The 15,860-nt window shown below is 73.4% G+C and carries 13 protein-coding genes; 8 read left to right on the top strand and 5 right to left on the bottom strand.

Annotation, left to right across the window (positions count from 1 at the left end; translation table 11 throughout):
- Positions 1-293: 293 nt before the first annotated feature.
- From IHE55_RS28130 to IHE55_RS28145, 4 genes are all read right to left on the bottom strand, one after another.
- Complete coding sequence (locus tag IHE55_RS28130; RefSeq protein ID WP_197991604.1) at positions 294-1,547, bottom strand: multidrug effflux MFS transporter; 1,254 nt, start codon at positions 1,545-1,547, stop codon at positions 294-296.
- Between the two features lie 65 nt (positions 1,548-1,612).
- On the bottom strand, positions 1,613-2,611 hold the full coding sequence (locus IHE55_RS28135; protein WP_372442739.1) for an alpha/beta hydrolase fold domain-containing protein: 999 nt from the start codon (positions 2,609-2,611) through the stop codon (positions 1,613-1,615).
- Positions 2,612-2,650: 39 nt separating this feature from the next.
- A complete protein-coding gene (locus IHE55_RS28140; RefSeq protein WP_197991605.1) occupies positions 2,651-3,613 on the bottom strand; it encodes an aldo/keto reductase in 963 nt (320 codons plus the stop codon).
- Between the two features lie 24 nt (positions 3,614-3,637).
- Positions 3,638-4,747, bottom strand: coding sequence for a zinc-binding dehydrogenase (locus IHE55_RS28145; protein ID WP_197991606.1), 1,110 nt, complete (start codon positions 4,745-4,747; stop codon positions 3,638-3,640).
- A gap of 99 nt (positions 4,748-4,846) precedes the next feature.
- On the opposite strand from IHE55_RS28145, the gene IHE55_RS28150 reads away from it, so the two are divergent.
- On the top strand, positions 4,847-6,250 hold the full coding sequence (locus tag IHE55_RS28150; protein WP_197991607.1) for an amidohydrolase: 1,404 nt from the start codon (positions 4,847-4,849) through the stop codon (positions 6,248-6,250).
- Positions 6,251-6,813: 563 nt separating this feature from the next.
- On the opposite strand, the gene IHE55_RS28155 is transcribed toward IHE55_RS28150, so the two are convergent.
- Positions 6,814-7,551: an SDR family NAD(P)-dependent oxidoreductase gene (locus IHE55_RS28155; protein ID WP_197991608.1), complete on the bottom strand. Its 738-nt coding sequence runs from the start codon at positions 7,549-7,551 to the stop codon at positions 6,814-6,816.
- A 93-nt stretch (positions 7,552-7,644) separates the two neighbouring features.
- Between IHE55_RS28155 and IHE55_RS28160 the strand changes: the two genes are divergently transcribed.
- The 7 genes from IHE55_RS28160 to IHE55_RS28190 all read left to right on the top strand — a co-directional run bounded on the left by IHE55_RS28160 (position 7,645) and on the right by IHE55_RS28190 (position 15,716).
- Complete coding sequence (locus tag IHE55_RS28160) at positions 7,645-8,613, top strand: aldo/keto reductase (RefSeq protein WP_232265723.1); 969 nt, start codon at positions 7,645-7,647, stop codon at positions 8,611-8,613.
- Positions 8,614-8,683: 70 nt separating this feature from the next.
- Positions 8,684-9,691, top strand: coding sequence for a methyltransferase family protein (locus IHE55_RS28165; protein ID WP_197991609.1), 1,008 nt, complete (start codon positions 8,684-8,686; stop codon positions 9,689-9,691).
- Between the two features lie 246 nt (positions 9,692-9,937).
- Positions 9,938-11,449: an ABC transporter substrate-binding protein gene (locus IHE55_RS28170; protein ID WP_197991610.1), complete on the top strand. Its 1,512-nt coding sequence runs from the start codon at positions 9,938-9,940 to the stop codon at positions 11,447-11,449.
- 61 nt (positions 11,450-11,510) lie between these two features.
- Positions 11,511-12,452, top strand: a complete 942-nt coding sequence (locus IHE55_RS28175) for an ABC transporter permease (protein ID WP_197991611.1) — start codon at positions 11,511-11,513, stop codon at positions 12,450-12,452.
- Entirely contained in the window at positions 12,449-14,245 is a 1,797-nt protein-coding gene (locus tag IHE55_RS28180) for a dipeptide/oligopeptide/nickel ABC transporter permease/ATP-binding protein (protein ID WP_197991612.1), read from the top strand. The genes IHE55_RS28175 and IHE55_RS28180 overlap by 4 nt, the downstream gene beginning before the upstream one ends.
- Positions 14,242-15,117, top strand: a complete 876-nt coding sequence (locus IHE55_RS28185) for an ATP-binding cassette domain-containing protein (protein WP_232265724.1) — start codon at positions 14,242-14,244, stop codon at positions 15,115-15,117. Before IHE55_RS28180 ends, IHE55_RS28185 begins: the two co-directional genes overlap by 4 nt.
- A gap of 8 nt (positions 15,118-15,125) precedes the next feature.
- The gene (locus IHE55_RS28190; protein WP_197991613.1) at positions 15,126-15,716 is read left to right on the top strand and encodes a TetR/AcrR family transcriptional regulator; all 591 of its coding nucleotides are present in this window, start codon (positions 15,126-15,128) and stop codon (positions 15,714-15,716) included.
- Positions 15,717-15,860 lie beyond the last annotated feature (144 nt).

A 15,860-nucleotide genomic window follows, 5' to 3' on the forward strand; every position in this document is an offset into this window, starting at 1 on the left:
ACCACGGCCGAGGGCCGGACCGTCGCGGTCCGGCCCTCGGCCGTGTGCGGTGCGCTGAGCCTGCGGTGCCCTCGGCCGGGTGCGGTGCCCGGGGAGGTCGCCTGTCCCCTCTGGGTGCGGCGGGGGAGGAGGCGCCGGGGCGGGGTCGCGGCGCTGCCACCGGTGTGTCCGGACAGGACGGCGGAGGGGCGGGCCGGGTGGCGGCCGCGGCCCGGACGGGGCGGCGCGGGGGCGTGGGGAAGCCGCGCCAGGAGCGCCGGGGCGGCGGTCCTGGCGCGGCTCGCGCGAGGGGATCAGCGGGGGGGGGGTGTCGTGGGGGTGGGGGGGGGGCTCCGTCGGGACGGGCGGTGCCGGCGGCCGGGGGCCGGCGGGGACCGGCGGAGCCGGGGCAGGACGGCGGTCCACACCAGCACGCACGCCAGGGCCGTGGCGACCGCCATGGTGAGCGCCATGGTCAGGTCCGCCGCCCCGCCGAGGGCGACGAGGGGCGCCACGACCGGTCCGACGGCGAAGCTCGACATGCCGAGCAGCGCGGCCGCGGTCCCGGCCCGCTCGCCGTGGCCGCCGAGGGCCAGGGCCGAACTGTTGGGGGCGATCGCGCCGTAGCAGAACAGCACCAGGGCGAGCACCACGAGCACCGCGGCCAGACCCGTCCCGGTGATCACCACCCCGAGCAGACCCAGCGCCGCGACGGCGGTCGCCGTGGTGCCGGCGACGTACATGCGGGCGGGCCCGGCCCGGCGTACCAGGCCGCGGTTGCCCAGTGACCCCAGCATCGCGACGACCGCGTTCGCCGCGAAGACCGCGCTGAACGCCTGCGGACCGAGGCCGAAGCCGTCCTGGAGGACGAAGCTGATGGACGCCAGGTACGTGAAGAAGGCCGTGCCGGTGCAGGCCCCCACCAGCAGGTAGCAGACGAAGAGGCGGTCGCGCAGCACCGTGCCGAAGCGGCGGCCGGTCTCGGCGAACCCGCCCCGGTGCCGCAGCGGTGGCGGGAGCGTCTCGGGCAGCGCGGTGGCCGAGACGACGAACAGGACGGTGCCCACGCCGGCGAGGACCACGAAGAGGCCCCGCCAGTCCAGTACCGCGGCGAGCTGCCCGCCCGCCACCGGCGCCAGGACCGGCGCCAGCGCCCCGACGAGCCCGAGCAGGCTCAGCAGGCGGGCCAGCGCGACGCCCGAGGCGATGTCCCGGGCGGCGGCCAGGGCGATGACGACCCCGGCGGACCCGGCGACGCCCTGCAGGAACCGCGTCAGCAGCAGGATCTCGATGGTCGGGGCGAGGGCGCACAGCAGGGAGAAGAGGGTGAAGAGCGCCACGCCCCACAGCAGGGGCCGCCGTCTGCCCAGCCGGTCGCTGAGCGGGCCCGTGACGAGCTGGCCGAGCGCGAGCCCGAGCATGCACACCGACATGGACGCCTGGGCGAGACTGTCGTTGGTCCGCAGGTCCTCGGCGAGCTGGGGCAGCAGGGGCATGGAGAGGTCCATCGACAGCGGGCCGAACACCTCCAGCGACCCCAGGACGACCGCGGCGCGGCGCGCGCTCATCACGCGCGCCCCGTCCCCGGCGGACGCCTCCTGTCGGGCAGGTGCCCCGCGCCCGGCGGGCACGCTCACCGCGACCGGCCGTCGGTGCGCAGGACCCGCCGCAGCCACGACTCCCGGGTGGCGACGGCGGCCCGGGACACCTCGGTGTCCGCGGAGAAGCCGGTGAAGCCGTGGTAGGCGCCCGACCAGACGTGCAGTTCGGCCTGCCCGCCGGCGGCCCAGATCCGGGTGGCGTACTCGACCGCCTCGTCGCGGAACACCTCGGCCGCGCCGACCGAGACGAAGGCGGGCGGCAGCCCGGACAGGTCGTCGGCCCGGGCGGGCGCCGCGTAGGGCGACACCGCGCCGGTGCCGCGGTCGGTGCCCAGCAGCGCGGTCCAGGCGGTCTCGTTGTGCGCGCGGTCCCAGATGCCGATGCCGTCGTACTGCCGGCTGGAGACGGTGGCGTTCCGGTCGTCGAGCATCGGGCAGTCCAGCAGCTGTCCGGCGAGGGCGGGCCCGCCGCGGTCCCGGGCCATCAGGGCGACCGCGGCGCCGAGGCCGCCGCCCGCGCTCGCCCCGCCGACCAGGATGCGGCCGGGGTCCACGCCCAGGGCGGTCGCGTTCCCGGCGAACCAGAGCAGTCCCGCGTAGCAGTCCTCCGCGGCGGCCGGGGCCGGGTGTTCGGGGGCGAGCCGGTACTCGACGCTGACGCCCACGGCGCCGAGCGCCAGGACGTCCTCGGCCAGGCCGGCGATGCCGAAGAACCGGTTGCCGAGCACCATGCCGCCGCCGTGGATGCTGTAGATCCCCGGCGCGTCGCGGTCGGCGCCGCGCGGGCGCAGCACCGTCAGCTCCACGTCCGGTGCGCCGGGCGGGCCCGCCGCGGTGACGTGCTCGACGTCCACCGGGAGGTTTCCGATCGCCTCCTCGACCGGGGGGACGAGGGTGGCGAAGTGCGCGCGGTTGGCGAGGATCGTGTCCGCCCGCAGCGGGACCGGCTCGATCAGCGCGCGGCAGGCGGCGAGATCCGCTTCGAGCTGCGGGTCGTAGGGGACGGGCCGCGGACGCGGCAGGCCCGTCACCGTGCGTCCCCGGGGCCGGGTGGGGTGGCAGTGGTCACGTCAGGGGCCTTCCGGGTCGACGATGCCTCGGTCGGTCCAGAACGGCTCCACCAGGGCCCGCAGTTCGTCGGCCCCGACCCGCTCCAGCAGGTCCAGGGCGCCGATGTTCTGCCGGACCTGTTCCAGCCGGGTGGCGCCGACCAGCGTCGTGGTGGTGGCCGGGTGGGTGAGGGTGAAGGCGATCGCGAGCTGGGCGGGGGTGGTGCCGAGCTCCTCGGCGAGCCGGGTGATGCCCGGGACGGTCGCCACGATCGCGTCGCGGATGGAGCCGGGGTCGCGGCCGATCTCCCGGTCCGGGGAGGTGCGGCCGGCCAGGATGCCGCCCTCCAGGACGTCGGAGGCCTGCATGCTGAAACCCGAGGCGAACAGCTCGGCGAACGGCGCCCCGTCGGGGATCGCGCGCCGCGCCAGGCTGTACTTCAGCTGTGCGATCTGCGGACCGGGCACGCCCCGTTCGGCGGCGATCCGGCGGAGCGCGCGGATGTTCCCGGCCGACCAGTTGTTCACGCCCCAGGCGCGGATCAGCCCGGCCTCGAAGAGGGCGGCCAGGTCGCCCACGAGGTCCTCCAGGGCGACGTCGTCGCGCCGCAGGTCGCCGAGGATCACCAGGTCGGCGTGGTCGAGCCCGGTCCGCAGGAACGCGTTGTGCAGCTGCGGGGCGAACCCTTCGGGGCCGAAGCCCTCGATCCACAGCTTCACCGACGCCAGGTACGCGTCCCGGGGGACCCCGGTCGCGCGCATGATGGCGCCCCACAGCACGTCGGTGAAGACCGGGGGAGCGCCGGGCAGGCCGTAGACGCCGACGTCGAACAGGTTGACGCCCTCGTCGAGCGCGTGGCGGACCATGGTGACGGCGTCCGCGAAGTCCATCCGGTCGAAGGTGTGCCACGAACCGAGGGAGAGGACCGACGCCTGGAGCCCGCTGGTGCCGATGGGGCGCCGGGGGAGCACGGTGGAGGTCACGGGTGGTTCCTTTCTCGGGCCCGCTCAGGCGAGCCGGGGATCGATGACGGCCTTGATCTCCTCGTGCCGGCTCATCGCGGCGATGCGGGAGGAGGCCCCGGACAGGCCGACGGGCTCGCCGAACAGCCGGTCCCAGGGCATGCGGGCGGAGAAGGAGGTGAAGAAGCTGATCGCGTCGTGGTAGTCGGCGATGTCGCCGTTGAGCGAGCCGACGATGGTGAGTTCCTTGCCCATCACGGTGCCCAGCGCCAGCGGGTCGGCGGTCGGCCCGGTGCTGCCCACGATGACGATCCGGCCTCGCCGGGCCGCCATCTCCACCGCCTCGCGGCCCACCGACGGGGCGCCGGCGAAGTCCAGGACCAGGTCGGCGCCGTGTCCGCCGGTGAGTTCCCGCACCCGGGTGACGACGGCCTCGGAGCCCGCGGCGATGTCCACCGTCGCGTCGGCGCCGAACGCGCCGGCCAGCGCGAGCCGTTGCGGGGGCGCGCCGACGGTGATCACACTGCCCGCGCCGCCGAGGTGGGCCACCGCGGTCGCGAAGAGGCCGAGCGCGCCCGACCCCTGGACGACGACGCGGGAGCCGGGGCGCACCCCGCCGGCCCGGGAGAACGCCCTGAGCACGGTCTTCGCCGCACAGCCGGCCATCGCGGCCCAGGTGTCGGGGATCTCCCGCGGCAGCAGCAGCTTGGCCGCGCCCGGGACCACGTAGACGTACTCGCACAGACCGGCCGTGGCGTACGGGGGCACGTCGGAGCGCTGGAGGAACCCGTAGCCCCGGTCGGAGCAGGCCACCGGCTCGCGCAGCACCGTGCAGCCGTGGCATGCGCCGCAGGTCGATTCCGACCAGCCGATGCGGTCCCCGACGGACAGCTCGCGGCCCAGGGCGTCGCGGGTGTTCTCGCCGAGCGCGACGATCTCGCCGACCATCTCGTGGCCGAGCACCATCGGCAGCATGCCCGGGAAGCTCATCTTTCCCGACCAGATCTCGATGTCGGTGCCGCACAGGGTCGTGCGGAGGATGCGCACCAGGGCGGCCCCGGGCTCCGGCACGGCCGGCAGCGGCAGCTCGACGAGGTCCAGGTCGGCGCCGTGCCGGGTCAGGACGGCGGCGCGGGTCGAGGAGGGAACGTCCATCACAACTCCTTCGGATCGAGCGGATCATTGGCTCGACGATGCGTTAGTCTACGACCGTTGACTCAAATGTCGAGCCCCTGAGAGCGACGAGGAGCACCCGTGCGCACAGCTGACGGCCACGCCCGCAATGCACCGGCCGACCTGATCCTGAGAGGTGGTCCCGTCCACACCCTGGCGCCGGGCGGCCGGGGGGCGGGGGCGACCGCCGTCGCCTTGCGCGACGGGCTCGTCGCCCGCGTCGGGGACGACTCCGAGGTGCTGGCGCTCGCCGGCCCCGCGACCGAGGTCGTCGACCTCGCCGGCCGCGCCGTCCTGCCCGGCATCAACGACAGCCACCTGCACGCCACCTGGCTGGGCGCCCTGTGGCCCGACACCCTCTTCGGCGAGCAGGCGGCTCCCGGCCCGCCCCCCGAACGTCCGCTCCTGGACGACGGCCGGCGCCGCCGGGCGATCCTGCGGGCCGGGGACCTCCTCGCCTCGCTCGGCATCACCAGCTACACCGAGCCCGGCCTCGGCCCCGGCGAGGACCACGGGAGGACCGGCGCCTTCGGCACCTCGGTCGCCGAGCAGTACCGCGCGCTCGCCGCCGAGGGGCTGCTGCGGGCCAGGGTCACCGTTCTGTGGCTCTACGGCGAGCTGGACGGCCCCAGCGACCTGGAGAACTACCTGGCCGGCCTCGCCGCGACCGATGGCGCCACGAGCGACGCGCGGTGGCTCCGGTTCGCCGGCGTCAAGATATTCGCCGACGGCATCCCGCCGATGCGGTCGGCCTACACCCACCACTGCTACGCCGACGGCGTCCGGCCCTCCCTGCTGGTCGGGGGCGCCGACGACGCCGAGCGCGAGGCGAACCTGGCCCGGATGATCCTCGCCGCGCACCGCGCGGGCCGCCAGGTGGGCGTGCACGCCACGGGGGACCGCTCGATCGACATCATGCTCGACGCGGTGGAGCGGGCGCGGCGCGAGCACGACGTGGACCTGGGCCACTACGTCATCCACGGTGACCTGGTGACCGGGCCGCAACTGCGCCGGATGGCCGCGCTCGGGGTCGGCCTGAACACCCAGCCGGAGATCGCGCTGCGCACCCGCGCGCTGGTGGACGACGCGCTGGGCCCGGGCCCGGCGGCGGCGGCCTGGCCGCTGCGGGAGGCGTTCGACGCGGGCGTGCCGCTGTGCCTGTCCTCCGACGCGCCCGTGCTCTCCCCGGACTGGCGGCGCCAGATCGCCGCGGCCGACGCGTGGATGGGGCCCGCCGACGATCCGCGCGCGCGGATGGAGCGGCTGCTGCGCTGCTACACGGTGGAGCCTGCCCGCCAGGACCACGCCGCTTCCTGGAAGGGCACGCTCGCCCCGGGCATGGCGGCCGACCTGTGCGTCCTGGAGGCCGACCCGCTGGCCCTCACCCCCGCCGAACTGCCGGACGTCACCGTGGAAATGACGGTGGTGGACGGCAGGATCGTCCACGACCGCGCGGCGAGCCCCCGCACGACGGAGCCGGTCTGACCCCACCCCCCGGGCGGCGGGTGGGCGCGGGCGTCCGCCGCCGCGCCCGGTCGCCCGGGGCGTACGCGCGCCCGCGGCCGAGCCGGGTGGGGCGGAGCGGGCGGCGGCCCGACGTCCGCCCCCTTCGCGGCGCCCGGGCGGGGGAGTGACGTGCACCGGAACGGCTCCTCCCGGACGGCCGATGACCGATGACCGATGACCGGGGCCCGTCCGCACCGGCCATCGGCCGGGCGGTCGCTCTCCCTCCCCCCCTTCTCCTTCCTTCTTCTTGTTGCCTGCTCGCCCGGCCGCCCGCACCGGCGTCCTGGCCGCCCGCACCGGCCTGCCCGGTCCGGCGCCGTCCCCGGCGCGGGGCCGGGCCACCGGCGTGCCGCGAGGCCCGTCCGCCACCTCGGGCCGGACCTCCGGGGCCCGGTCCGGGCAGGCCGGTGCCCCGCCCCCGCAGGTGCACGGTCCACGCGCCGCCGAAACGGGCGGGTCCCGGTCCGCCGGGGCGTGGCGCCCGGCGGGCCGGGACCCGTGCCGTCGGTCGGGGGGGCCTCAGGGCCCGGTGGCGTCCTCGGTCAGGTGAGGAGCTGGCCGCCGTCCACCGGCAGGCTGGTGCCGGTGATGTGCGCGGCGCCGTCACCCGCGAGGAAGACCGTGGCCGCGGCGACATCGTCCACCGCGGCCAGCCGCCTGAGCGGGATGCGGTCCTCCCAGGCCTTGCGCTGCGGGGAGCCCTCCGGCATGCCGAGGGCCAGCATCTCGGTCAGCACCGGCCCGGGGGCCACCGCGTTGACGCGGATGCCGTGCGCGGCCAGTTCGATCGCGGCCCAGCGGGTGAGCGCGTCGACGGCCGCCTTGCTGCTCTCGTAGCCGCCCATGCCCGGCGTGGGCTGCCGGCCGCCGATCGAGGAGATGTTGACGACCGTCCCGGCCACCCCGGCGCCGATCATCCGGCGGGCCACCTCCTGGGTCATCAGGAAGGTGCCCACCACGTTGGTGCGCAGGATGGTGTCCAGGTCGCTCCCGGCCAGGTCCAGCAGCGAGCCGTGCACGGTGAGCAGGCCCGCGTTGTTCACCAGCACCTCGACCGGCCCCAGCTCGGCCTGCACCGCGTCCAGCTCGCGGGCGATCGCGTCCGGATCGGTGATGTCGAGGACCCGGCCGCGGACGCCGAGGGCCCGTGCGGTCTCCGTGACGCGCGGCGCGTCCCGGTCGGCGATCACCACGGTGTCGCCCGCCGCCGTGAACGCCGCGGCCACGGCCCGGCCGATCCCGCCGGCTCCGCCGGTGACCAGCACGGTGCGTGTGCGCATGAGAACCACTCCCCTCGCGCCGAGACCTTTGTCACGGCATCCGCTTTATAGTATACAAGCGTAGACGAAAAAGCCGAGGCTTCGGGAGGAGCTTTGAGCGCTGAACAGTCCCTTCCCCAACGCAGGTTGGGGCCCGGCGGCCCCGACGTACCGGTGCTGTCGCTGGGGTCCTGGAACACCTGGGACCGGATGGAATTCGACGACGCGGTGTCGCTGATCGCGCGGGCCGCCGAACTCGGCTGTGCCTTCTTCGACGTCGCGCACTACAACATGGGCCCGCACGCGGAGAACGCGAGTACCGACCTGATCTTCGGCCGTGCCGTACGGGAGGCGGGCCTGGCCCGCGCCGACTGGCTGTACTGCGGCAAGCTCTGGCTCTGGGACTACCCCGCCACCGGGTTCACGCAGCAGATGGAGACGTCGCTGGAGCGTGTCGGCGTCGAGCGCGCCGACATGGTCGTGGTCGGCGACTACATCGGTGAGCTGGACGTGGAGCGGGTGGTCACCGACGTCGCCGAGCAGATCGAGGCGGGCCGGTTCACCACCTGGGGCGTCAACAACTGGCGCTACCGCGACCTGCGGGCGGCGATCGACATCGCCCGTGAGCGGGACCTGGTCCCGCCCTCCTTCGCACAGCTCAAGTACGGCCTGGTCCGCAGGTCGATGGCCGAGGGCCGCTACTACGCCCCCCTGTTCGAGTCGGGCGAGCTGGCCCTCCAGGCGTCCGACGTCTTCGAGGGCGGCATCCTGGTCGGCAAGCTCCGCCCGGACCGCAAGATCGGCGCCGACGTCGGCGGCATCCGGAAGCGCATCACCGCCTCCTACGGCGAGGTGCGGCGCCTGGCCGACTCCTTCGGCGCCACCCCCGCGCAGCTGGGCATCGCGTTCTGCCTGGCCAACCCGGCGACGGCGAACGTGCTAATTGGCGTCTCCCGCGCGGCCCAGCTGGAGGACAACGCGGGCGCCGTCGCGCTGCTCGAACGGGTCGGCGCCCCGGAACTGCGCCGCGCCGTGGCCGGCCTGTGGCTCGACCGCGAGGTCGCCGCGGACGGCACCTGGTGACCGTCCGCGGCGCCGGCCGGCGCCCACGGTCCCGCCCAACCGTCGTACCCCACCACCTGAGGAGAACCCGATGACCACATCCGGCACCCCCGTCACCACCACCCCCGCCGCCACCCCGGACCGCATCGTCGACATCGCGATCGGCTACATGGGGGCGAAGCAGCTGTTCGCCGCGGCCCGCACCGGCCTGTTCCGCGCTCTCGCCGAGCAGGAGCGCGACGTGCCCCAGCTCGCCGCGGCGACCGGACTCAGCGAGCAGATGACCCGCATCCTGGCCGACGCCATGAACGCGCTGGGACTGCTGGAGCGCCACGACGGCCGCTACCGGCTCGCCCCGGACTCCGCCGCCCACCTGACCGGCGAGGGCGACCTCGACCTGCACCCCTTCCTCGGCTTCCTCAACGAGATCAGCTACGGCCACTGGCTCCAGTTCGACACCACCGTCGACACCACCAAGCCCGGCGAGCTGGAGATGGACGAGTCCCGCTGGAAGACGTTCATGGCCGGCGTCATGCGCTACAACGCGCTGCACGCCGCCATGCTGGCCCGCTCCTTCGACTTCGCGCCCTACCGGGACCTGCTCGACCTCGGGGGGCTCTCGCCGGACTTCGCCATCGGCGCCCTGCGGGCCAACCCCGAGCTGTCGGCGCGCTTCGTCTTCGACCCCGCCTCCACGGAGTCCCTCACCCAGGCGCTCGACGCCGCGGGGCTCGCGGACCGCGCCCGGATCGAGCCCGCGCCGACCGACACCGCGCGGCCGGCGGGCGACCACGACCTGGTCATGGTCAACCACGTGATCCACCGCTTCACCGCGGAGCAGAACCGCGCCATCCTCGGCAGCGCCCGCGCCGCCGCACGCCCCGGTGCCACGCTGCTGCTGCTGGACTTCCTGCTGGACGACAACGACCGCCAGCGTCCGATCGACGCGCTGCACGCCGGCGAGTACTTCGTCATCGACGGCACGGTCGTCTATCCCGAGTCCGAGGTCACCGCGTGGCTGGAGGCGTCCGGCTGGCGCCGGCGCGAGGTGATCGAGCTGCCGGGCAGCCCGCGCGTGGTCGTCGCAGAAGCGGTCTGACCTGCACGAACGCCGTCGGCGGCACCATGGCCCCGTCGCCCGCCGATCAGGCGTGACGGGGCCATTGTTTTTTTGGCCGACGTCCGTAGACTAACGGCCACGACACACGAGGTGGCGGGCGGGAGAACACTTCCGCGCACCCACTCCCCATCTGTGCGCCGAGCGCTGCGACGGCGAGAGGGCGGGCGGTTTCCTCTCCCCGGATCGATCCGGCACCAGCGCCCCTCTTACGCGAGAGAAGACTCCATGAAGAAAATCTGGAGAGCCACATGCGCCGCGGTCGCCGCCTTCGCGATGGCCGCCTGTACCAACTCGGTCACCTCGACCGGTGGCACCACGGACGAGGATATCAAGATAGGCACCCTCCTCGACGTCACCTCCTGGGACCCGGCCCAGGCGGACATCGGCTTCGACGGTCCCTACCTGTCGGCCCTCTACGACCCGCTGATCGCCCTGGACAAGAACTCCCGGCCGGTGCCCGGCCTGGCCAGGTCCTGGCGGTTCTCCACGGACCACCTGACCCTCACCATGAACCTGCGCACCGGGGTGAAGTTCAGCGACGGTGAGGTCTTCGACGCCGCGGCCGCGGTGCAGAACCTCCGGCACCTCAAGGACGGCGTCCGCTCCGGCCAGGCCTACGCCAACGTCACCGCCATCCGGGAGGTGGACGCCGACACCATCGCCCTCGACCTGAAGAAGAAGGACGACGCCCTCCTCTACTACATGGGCGTGGGCCGCAGCTGGATGGCCTCGCCCGCCGCGATCGAGGCCAAGACGCTCGCCACCCGGCCCGTCGGCTCGGGCCCGTACACCTACGACGAGGGCAAGTCGACGCCGGGCTCGGAGTACGTCTTCACCAAGAAGTCCGGGCACTGGGACGACAAGACCTACCCCTTCGGCACCGTCCACGTGCTGCCGATCGCGGACCCGACCGCCAGCTTCAACGCCATGCTCTCCGGCCAGCTGGACGTCGCCTACGCCAACGCCGCGGACATCCCCCGGGCCAAGGACAAGGGCTGGAACGTCGCCTCCGACGTCGCGACCTGGGTGGGCATCCAGTTCACCGACCGCACCGGCAAGGAGCTCAAGCCCCTGGGCGACATCAGGGTGCGGCGGGCCATCAACCACGCCTTCGACGGCGCGGCCATGCTGAAGTCGGTGGGCCAGGGCGCCGGTGTGGCGACCACCCAGGTCTTCCCCGCCGGCCGCCCGGCCTACGACGAGGCACTCAACGACCGGTACGCCTTCGACATGGACAAGGCCAAGCGGCTCATGGCCGAGGCCGGCTACCCCGACGGCTTCGAGGTGACGATGCCGATGTCGTCGATCTTCCAGCCCTGGCAGCCCTCGGTGCAGCAGACCCTCGGCAAGCTCGGCATCAAGGTGACCTGGAAGAACCTGTCGCCGGCGGACTACCAGAAGAACGCCGCCACCTACCCCATGTTCGTCGCGGTCCTGGCGCTGGACTCCAACCCGGCGGCCTCGGTGGACGGCCGGATCACCTCCCGGCAGTGGTTCAACCCCAACCCCTCGACGAAGGACTTCCCCGAGGTCGACGAGTTGATCGGCAAGATCGAGAAGGCCGACGGCGAGGCCCAGGTGACCCTGATCCGGCAGCTCAACGAGAAGATCACCGACCTGGCCTGGCAGGACGTCTGGTACCAGGCCGACAACACGTACTTCAGCGTCAAGGGCGTCAAGGTCACCCCGATCACCGGGATGATGTTCCCCACCCTGCGGTTCGTCCAGCGCGGCTAGTTCCCGTTCCGGCGGTGGCCGCCCGGCCCGCGGGCGGCCCCGCCCCCAGAGGGGTCCCTACATGCTCAGATTCACGATCCGGCGGCTGATGTCGGGAGTGGTCCTCCTGCTCGTCGTCACCTCCGCCACCTTCTTCCTCGCCCACCTGGCCATCGGCGACCCCACCGCCGGCCTGCTCGGAAACAACGCCACCCCCGCCCAGCGGGCGGCGCTGCACGAACGCCTCGGCCTGGACCGCCCGCTGATCACCCAGTACTGGGACTGGTTCTCCCACGCCATCCGCGGTGACTTCGGCACCTCCTGGCGCAACTTCCAGCCGGTCTCGGACCAGATCGCCCTGCGCGTCCCGGTCACCCTGTCGGTCGTGCTCGCCGCCATGTTCCTCGCGGCCGTCGCCGGACTGGGCATCGGCATCGTCACCGGGCTGCGTCCGGACGGGATCCTCGCCCGCGTCCTCAAGCTCGCCTCGGTCGTCCTCTTCGCCCTCCCGGGCTTCTGGGTGAGCCTGGTGCTCGTCATGACGTTCGCCGTGCGGCTCAAATGGTTCCCCGCGGTGGGCTACGTCCCCCTCACCCAGTCACCCTCCGCATGGCTGAGCTCCATCACCCTGCCGGCGGTCGCCCTGGCCCTCGCCGCGATCGTGATGATCGCCGAACAGCTGCGCAACGGCTTCCTGGAGGTGTCCCGGCAGGACTTCGTCCGCACCCTGCGGGCCCGCGGACTCTCCTCCCGCCGGATCACCCTGCACGTGCTGCGCAACGCCTCCCCCGCCGCGCTCACCGTGCTCGCGGTGATGTCCGTCGGACTGCTCGGCGGCGCGATCGTCGTGGAGATCATCTTCAACCTCCCCGGCATCGGCAGCCTCACCCAGTCGGCCTCCCAGATCGGCGACATCCCGGTCCTGCTCGGCCTGACCGCCGTCACGGTCGTCTTCGTCGTCCTCATCAACTTCCTGCTCGACCTCGTGCTCGGCTGGATCAACCCGAAGGTGCGCGAGATATGACAGACCTCGCCATGCCCGCCCCGGGCGCCCCCCTCCAGGCCCAGCAGCGCCTGTGGTCGCGCTACCTGCGCCGTCCGCTGGGCGTCACCGCCCTCGCGGTGTTCCTCCTGGTGGTCCTCGCGGGCCTCCTCGCACCCCTGCTGGCACCGTACGATCCCCATCTCGTCGACTACGACCTCACCCAGGCGCCGCCCAGCGCGGAGCACTGGATGGGCGGCGACTCCGCCGGCCGGGACATCTTCAGCCGGCTGCTGTACGGCGCGCGCACGACCGTCTACGGGGCCGCCGTCGCCTGTGTGGTCGGCATCGGCATCGGTGTGCCCGCGGGCGTGGCCGCCGGGTACTTCGGCGGTGTGACCGACCGGATCTGCTCGTGGGTCAGCGACGGCGTGCAGGCCGTGCCCGGCATGATCGTCCTCCTCATCGTCGCCGCGGGCACCGGTGCCGACTTCACCGTGCTGATGGTGACGGTGGGCGCGTTCATGGCCCCCGGCTACTACCGCATCTCCCGCTCCAGGGCGCTGGCCGTGCGCAAGGAGCCGTACATCGACGCGGCCCGCGTCGCCGGTCTCACCCACACCAAGATCCTGCGTGCGCACATGTTCCGGGCCGTCCGGGCGCCCGTCATCATCCAGTCGGCGCTCACCGCGGGCATCGCGATGGGCATGCAGACCGGTCTGCAGTTCCTCGGGGTGGGCACCGCGTCGGCTCCCGACTGGGGACAGATGATGAACGACGGGTTCCGCACCATGGGGACCCACCCGCTCATCCTCCTGTGGCCCTCGGTCGCGCTGGGCGTCACCATGGCCGCCCTCGCCTTCATGGGATCCGTCCTCGCCGACCTGGTGAGCGTGCGGACCGAACCGGCACCCCGGCGCCGGCGCCGCACCGCGACCACCGGCACGGGGCGGCGGACCGCGCCCACCGGCGAGCCGGCGCCGCCCGCGGCGGCCTCCGCGCTGCGGATCGAGAACCTCCGGGTTTCCTACGCCACCGCGCAGGGCGACAAGGAGGTGGTGCACGGCGTGAGCCTGGACGTCGCCCCCGGTGAGGTCCTCGGCATCGTCGGCGAGTCCGGGTCGGGCAAGTCCCAGACCATGTTCTCCGCACTGGACCTGCTGCCGGCGAACGGCCGTGCCACGGCGGACGGCATCTGGATCGGCGGCCTGCCGGTCGGCCACCTCCCGCCGGCCAGGCGCCACGCCCTGCTCGGCACCCGGGTCGGATACGTCCCCCAGGAGCCGATGAGCAACCTCGACCCCTGCTACACCATCGGCCACCAACTGGTGGAACCCCTGCGGGCGGTGCACGGGATGACCAAGGCGCAGGCACGGGCGCGCGCCCACGAGGTCCTCGTGCGGGTCGGGATCACCGACGCCGACCGGGTGATGGCCTCCTACCCGCACCAGGTCTCCGGCGGCATGGCCCAGCGCGTCCTGATCGCGGGGGCGGTCGCCGGCAAGCCGGAGCTGGTGGTGGCGGACGAGCCGACCACGGCCCTGGACGTCACGGTGCAGGCCGAGGTGCTGGAGCTGCTGCGCGAACTGCAGCGCGAGTACCACATGGCGCTGGTCATCGTCACCCACAACTTCGGCGTGGTCGCCGACATCTGCGACCGGGTCGCGGTCATGCGGGACGGCCGGGTGGTCGAGTCCGGTCCGGTCGAGCAGATCTTCGACCGCCCCGCCGACCCCTACACCGCGGAGCTGATCCGCGCCTCGCAGGACGACACCGACAGCCGCGACGACCTGGACGCGGCCTGGCACGAGGCCGGACGGAAGGTGCACACATGACATCGGAGGGTGCGGGCATGAAGGCGGACGCGAAGGACGGCACACCGCTGCTGCGCGTGGCCGACGTGGTCGTGGACTACCGCCGCGGACGCACCACGTTCCGCGCACTCAAGGGCGTGTCCATGACCATCGGGGCGGGCGAGTGCGTGGGGCTGGTCGGGGAGAGCGGCTCGGGCAAGTCCACGCTCGGCAAGGCCGTCCTGGGCCTGGCCCAGGTCACCTCGGGCAGCATCCACTTCGACGGCCGCGACATCACCAACCTCAAGGGGGCCGCCAGGCGCCGTCTGGCGGCCGACCTCCAGGTGGTCTTCCAGGACCCCTACGGGTCCCTCGACCCGGCGATGACCGTCGGGCAGATCCTCGCCGAGCCCCTCACCGCCGCCGGCACCGGCCGCGCCGAGGCGCGGGCGACGGTGGCCGAGATGCTCGACCACGTCCGGCTGCCCGCGGACGCCGTGAACCGATGTCCCGGTGAGTTCTCGGGCGGTCAGCGCCAGCGGATCGCCATCGCCCGTGCGCTGGTGCGCCGCCCGCGCCTGATCATCTGCGACGAGCCCGTCAGCGCCCTGGACCTGACCACACAGGCGGCGGTGATCGACCTGTTCATCGACATCCAGCGGGAGACCGGCGTGTCGTACCTCTTCGTCTCGCACGACCTGAACGTGGTGCGGCGGATCTGCCACCGGGTCTCGGTGATGTACCGGGGGGAGTGCGTCGAGACCGGCCCGAACGAGAAGGTCACCCGGGATCCGGACCACCCCTACACCCGGCAGTTGCTCCTCGCCTCACCGGTGGCCGACCCGGCCCGGCAGGCCGAGCGCAGGCGCCACCGGCTGGAGCTTCGTGCGCCCGCCGGAACGCCGGTATCGTAAGGAAGACTATGCCGAAGGTTATCGATCATGATCAGCGGCGGCGGGAAATCGTCGCGGTGGCGAAGAAGCTCATCATCCAGGGCGGTTTCGAGGCGGCGACCATGCGCAGCATCGTCGCGGAGGCGGGCTTCGCCAACGGTGCGCTCAAGCGCTACTTCCCCAACAAGGACGCCATCGTGGCCGCCACGTTCCAGAGCGTGCTCGCCGAGATGAACGAGAAGATGAGCGCCGGCGACCCGGTGACCGACCCCAGGGAGGCGCTGCGGCACGACGTCGAGGCGACGCTGCCGCTGGACCGCTACCGCATCGACTCCGCACGCGTGCTGCTGGCGCTGTGGGAGCACTCCGTGGCCAACGAGGAGCTGGCGGCGCTGTACCGCGAGCACCTCCACGACTGGCGCCGCAGGCTCGCCGAGCGGATCGCCGCCGCGCGCGGCAAGGGCGAGAGCGTGGACGCTCCGGCGGTGGCCGAACGGGCGGGGGAGGTCATGAGCGTGACCATCGGCGCCAACGTCACCTCGCTGATGTTCCCGGACGGTGCGCTGATCCCGGAGTACCGCGCCTACGTCGACCGGTTGATGCGCGACCTCGACGACTGACCGGCCGGCGGGACGTGTCCCGGGGGCGCCGCCGTGTGGCCGCGCCCCCGTCGAGGCGTCCCCTTTTTGCAACGGCGCCCCGCACCACGGCGCCTCTGCACCACGGCGCCCGCGCACGATGGTGCCGCACCACGGCGCCCCCCT

The organism is Streptomyces pactum (assembly GCF_016031615.1).
Lineage (GTDB): Bacteria > Actinomycetota > Actinomycetes > Streptomycetales > Streptomycetaceae > Streptomyces > Streptomyces pactus.

Coding starts and splice junctions, on each gene's coding strand:
- IHE55_RS28165 (WP_197991609.1), top strand. CDS start 8,684: ATGACCACATCCGGCACCCCCGTCACCACCACCCCCGCCGCCACCCCG.
- IHE55_RS28190 (WP_197991613.1), top strand. CDS start 15,126: ATGCCGAAGGTTATCGATCATGATCAGCGGCGGCGGGAAATCGTCGCG.
- IHE55_RS28145 (WP_197991606.1), bottom strand. CDS start 4,747: ATGGACGTTCCCTCCTCGACCCGCGCCGCCGTCCTGACCCGGCACGGC.
- IHE55_RS28130 (WP_197991604.1), bottom strand. CDS start 1,547: ATGAGCGCGCGCCGCGCCGCGGTCGTCCTGGGGTCGCTGGAGGTGTTC.
- IHE55_RS28175 (WP_197991611.1), top strand. CDS start 11,511: ATGCTCAGATTCACGATCCGGCGGCTGATGTCGGGAGTGGTCCTCCTG.
- IHE55_RS28180 (WP_197991612.1), top strand. CDS start 12,449: ATGACAGACCTCGCCATGCCCGCCCCGGGCGCCCCCCTCCAGGCCCAG.
- IHE55_RS28185 (WP_232265724.1), top strand. CDS start 14,242: ATGACATCGGAGGGTGCGGGCATGAAGGCGGACGCGAAGGACGGCACA.
- IHE55_RS28170 (WP_197991610.1), top strand. CDS start 9,938: ATGAAGAAAATCTGGAGAGCCACATGCGCCGCGGTCGCCGCCTTCGCG.
- IHE55_RS28155 (WP_197991608.1), bottom strand. CDS start 7,551: ATGCGCACACGCACCGTGCTGGTCACCGGCGGAGCCGGCGGGATCGGC.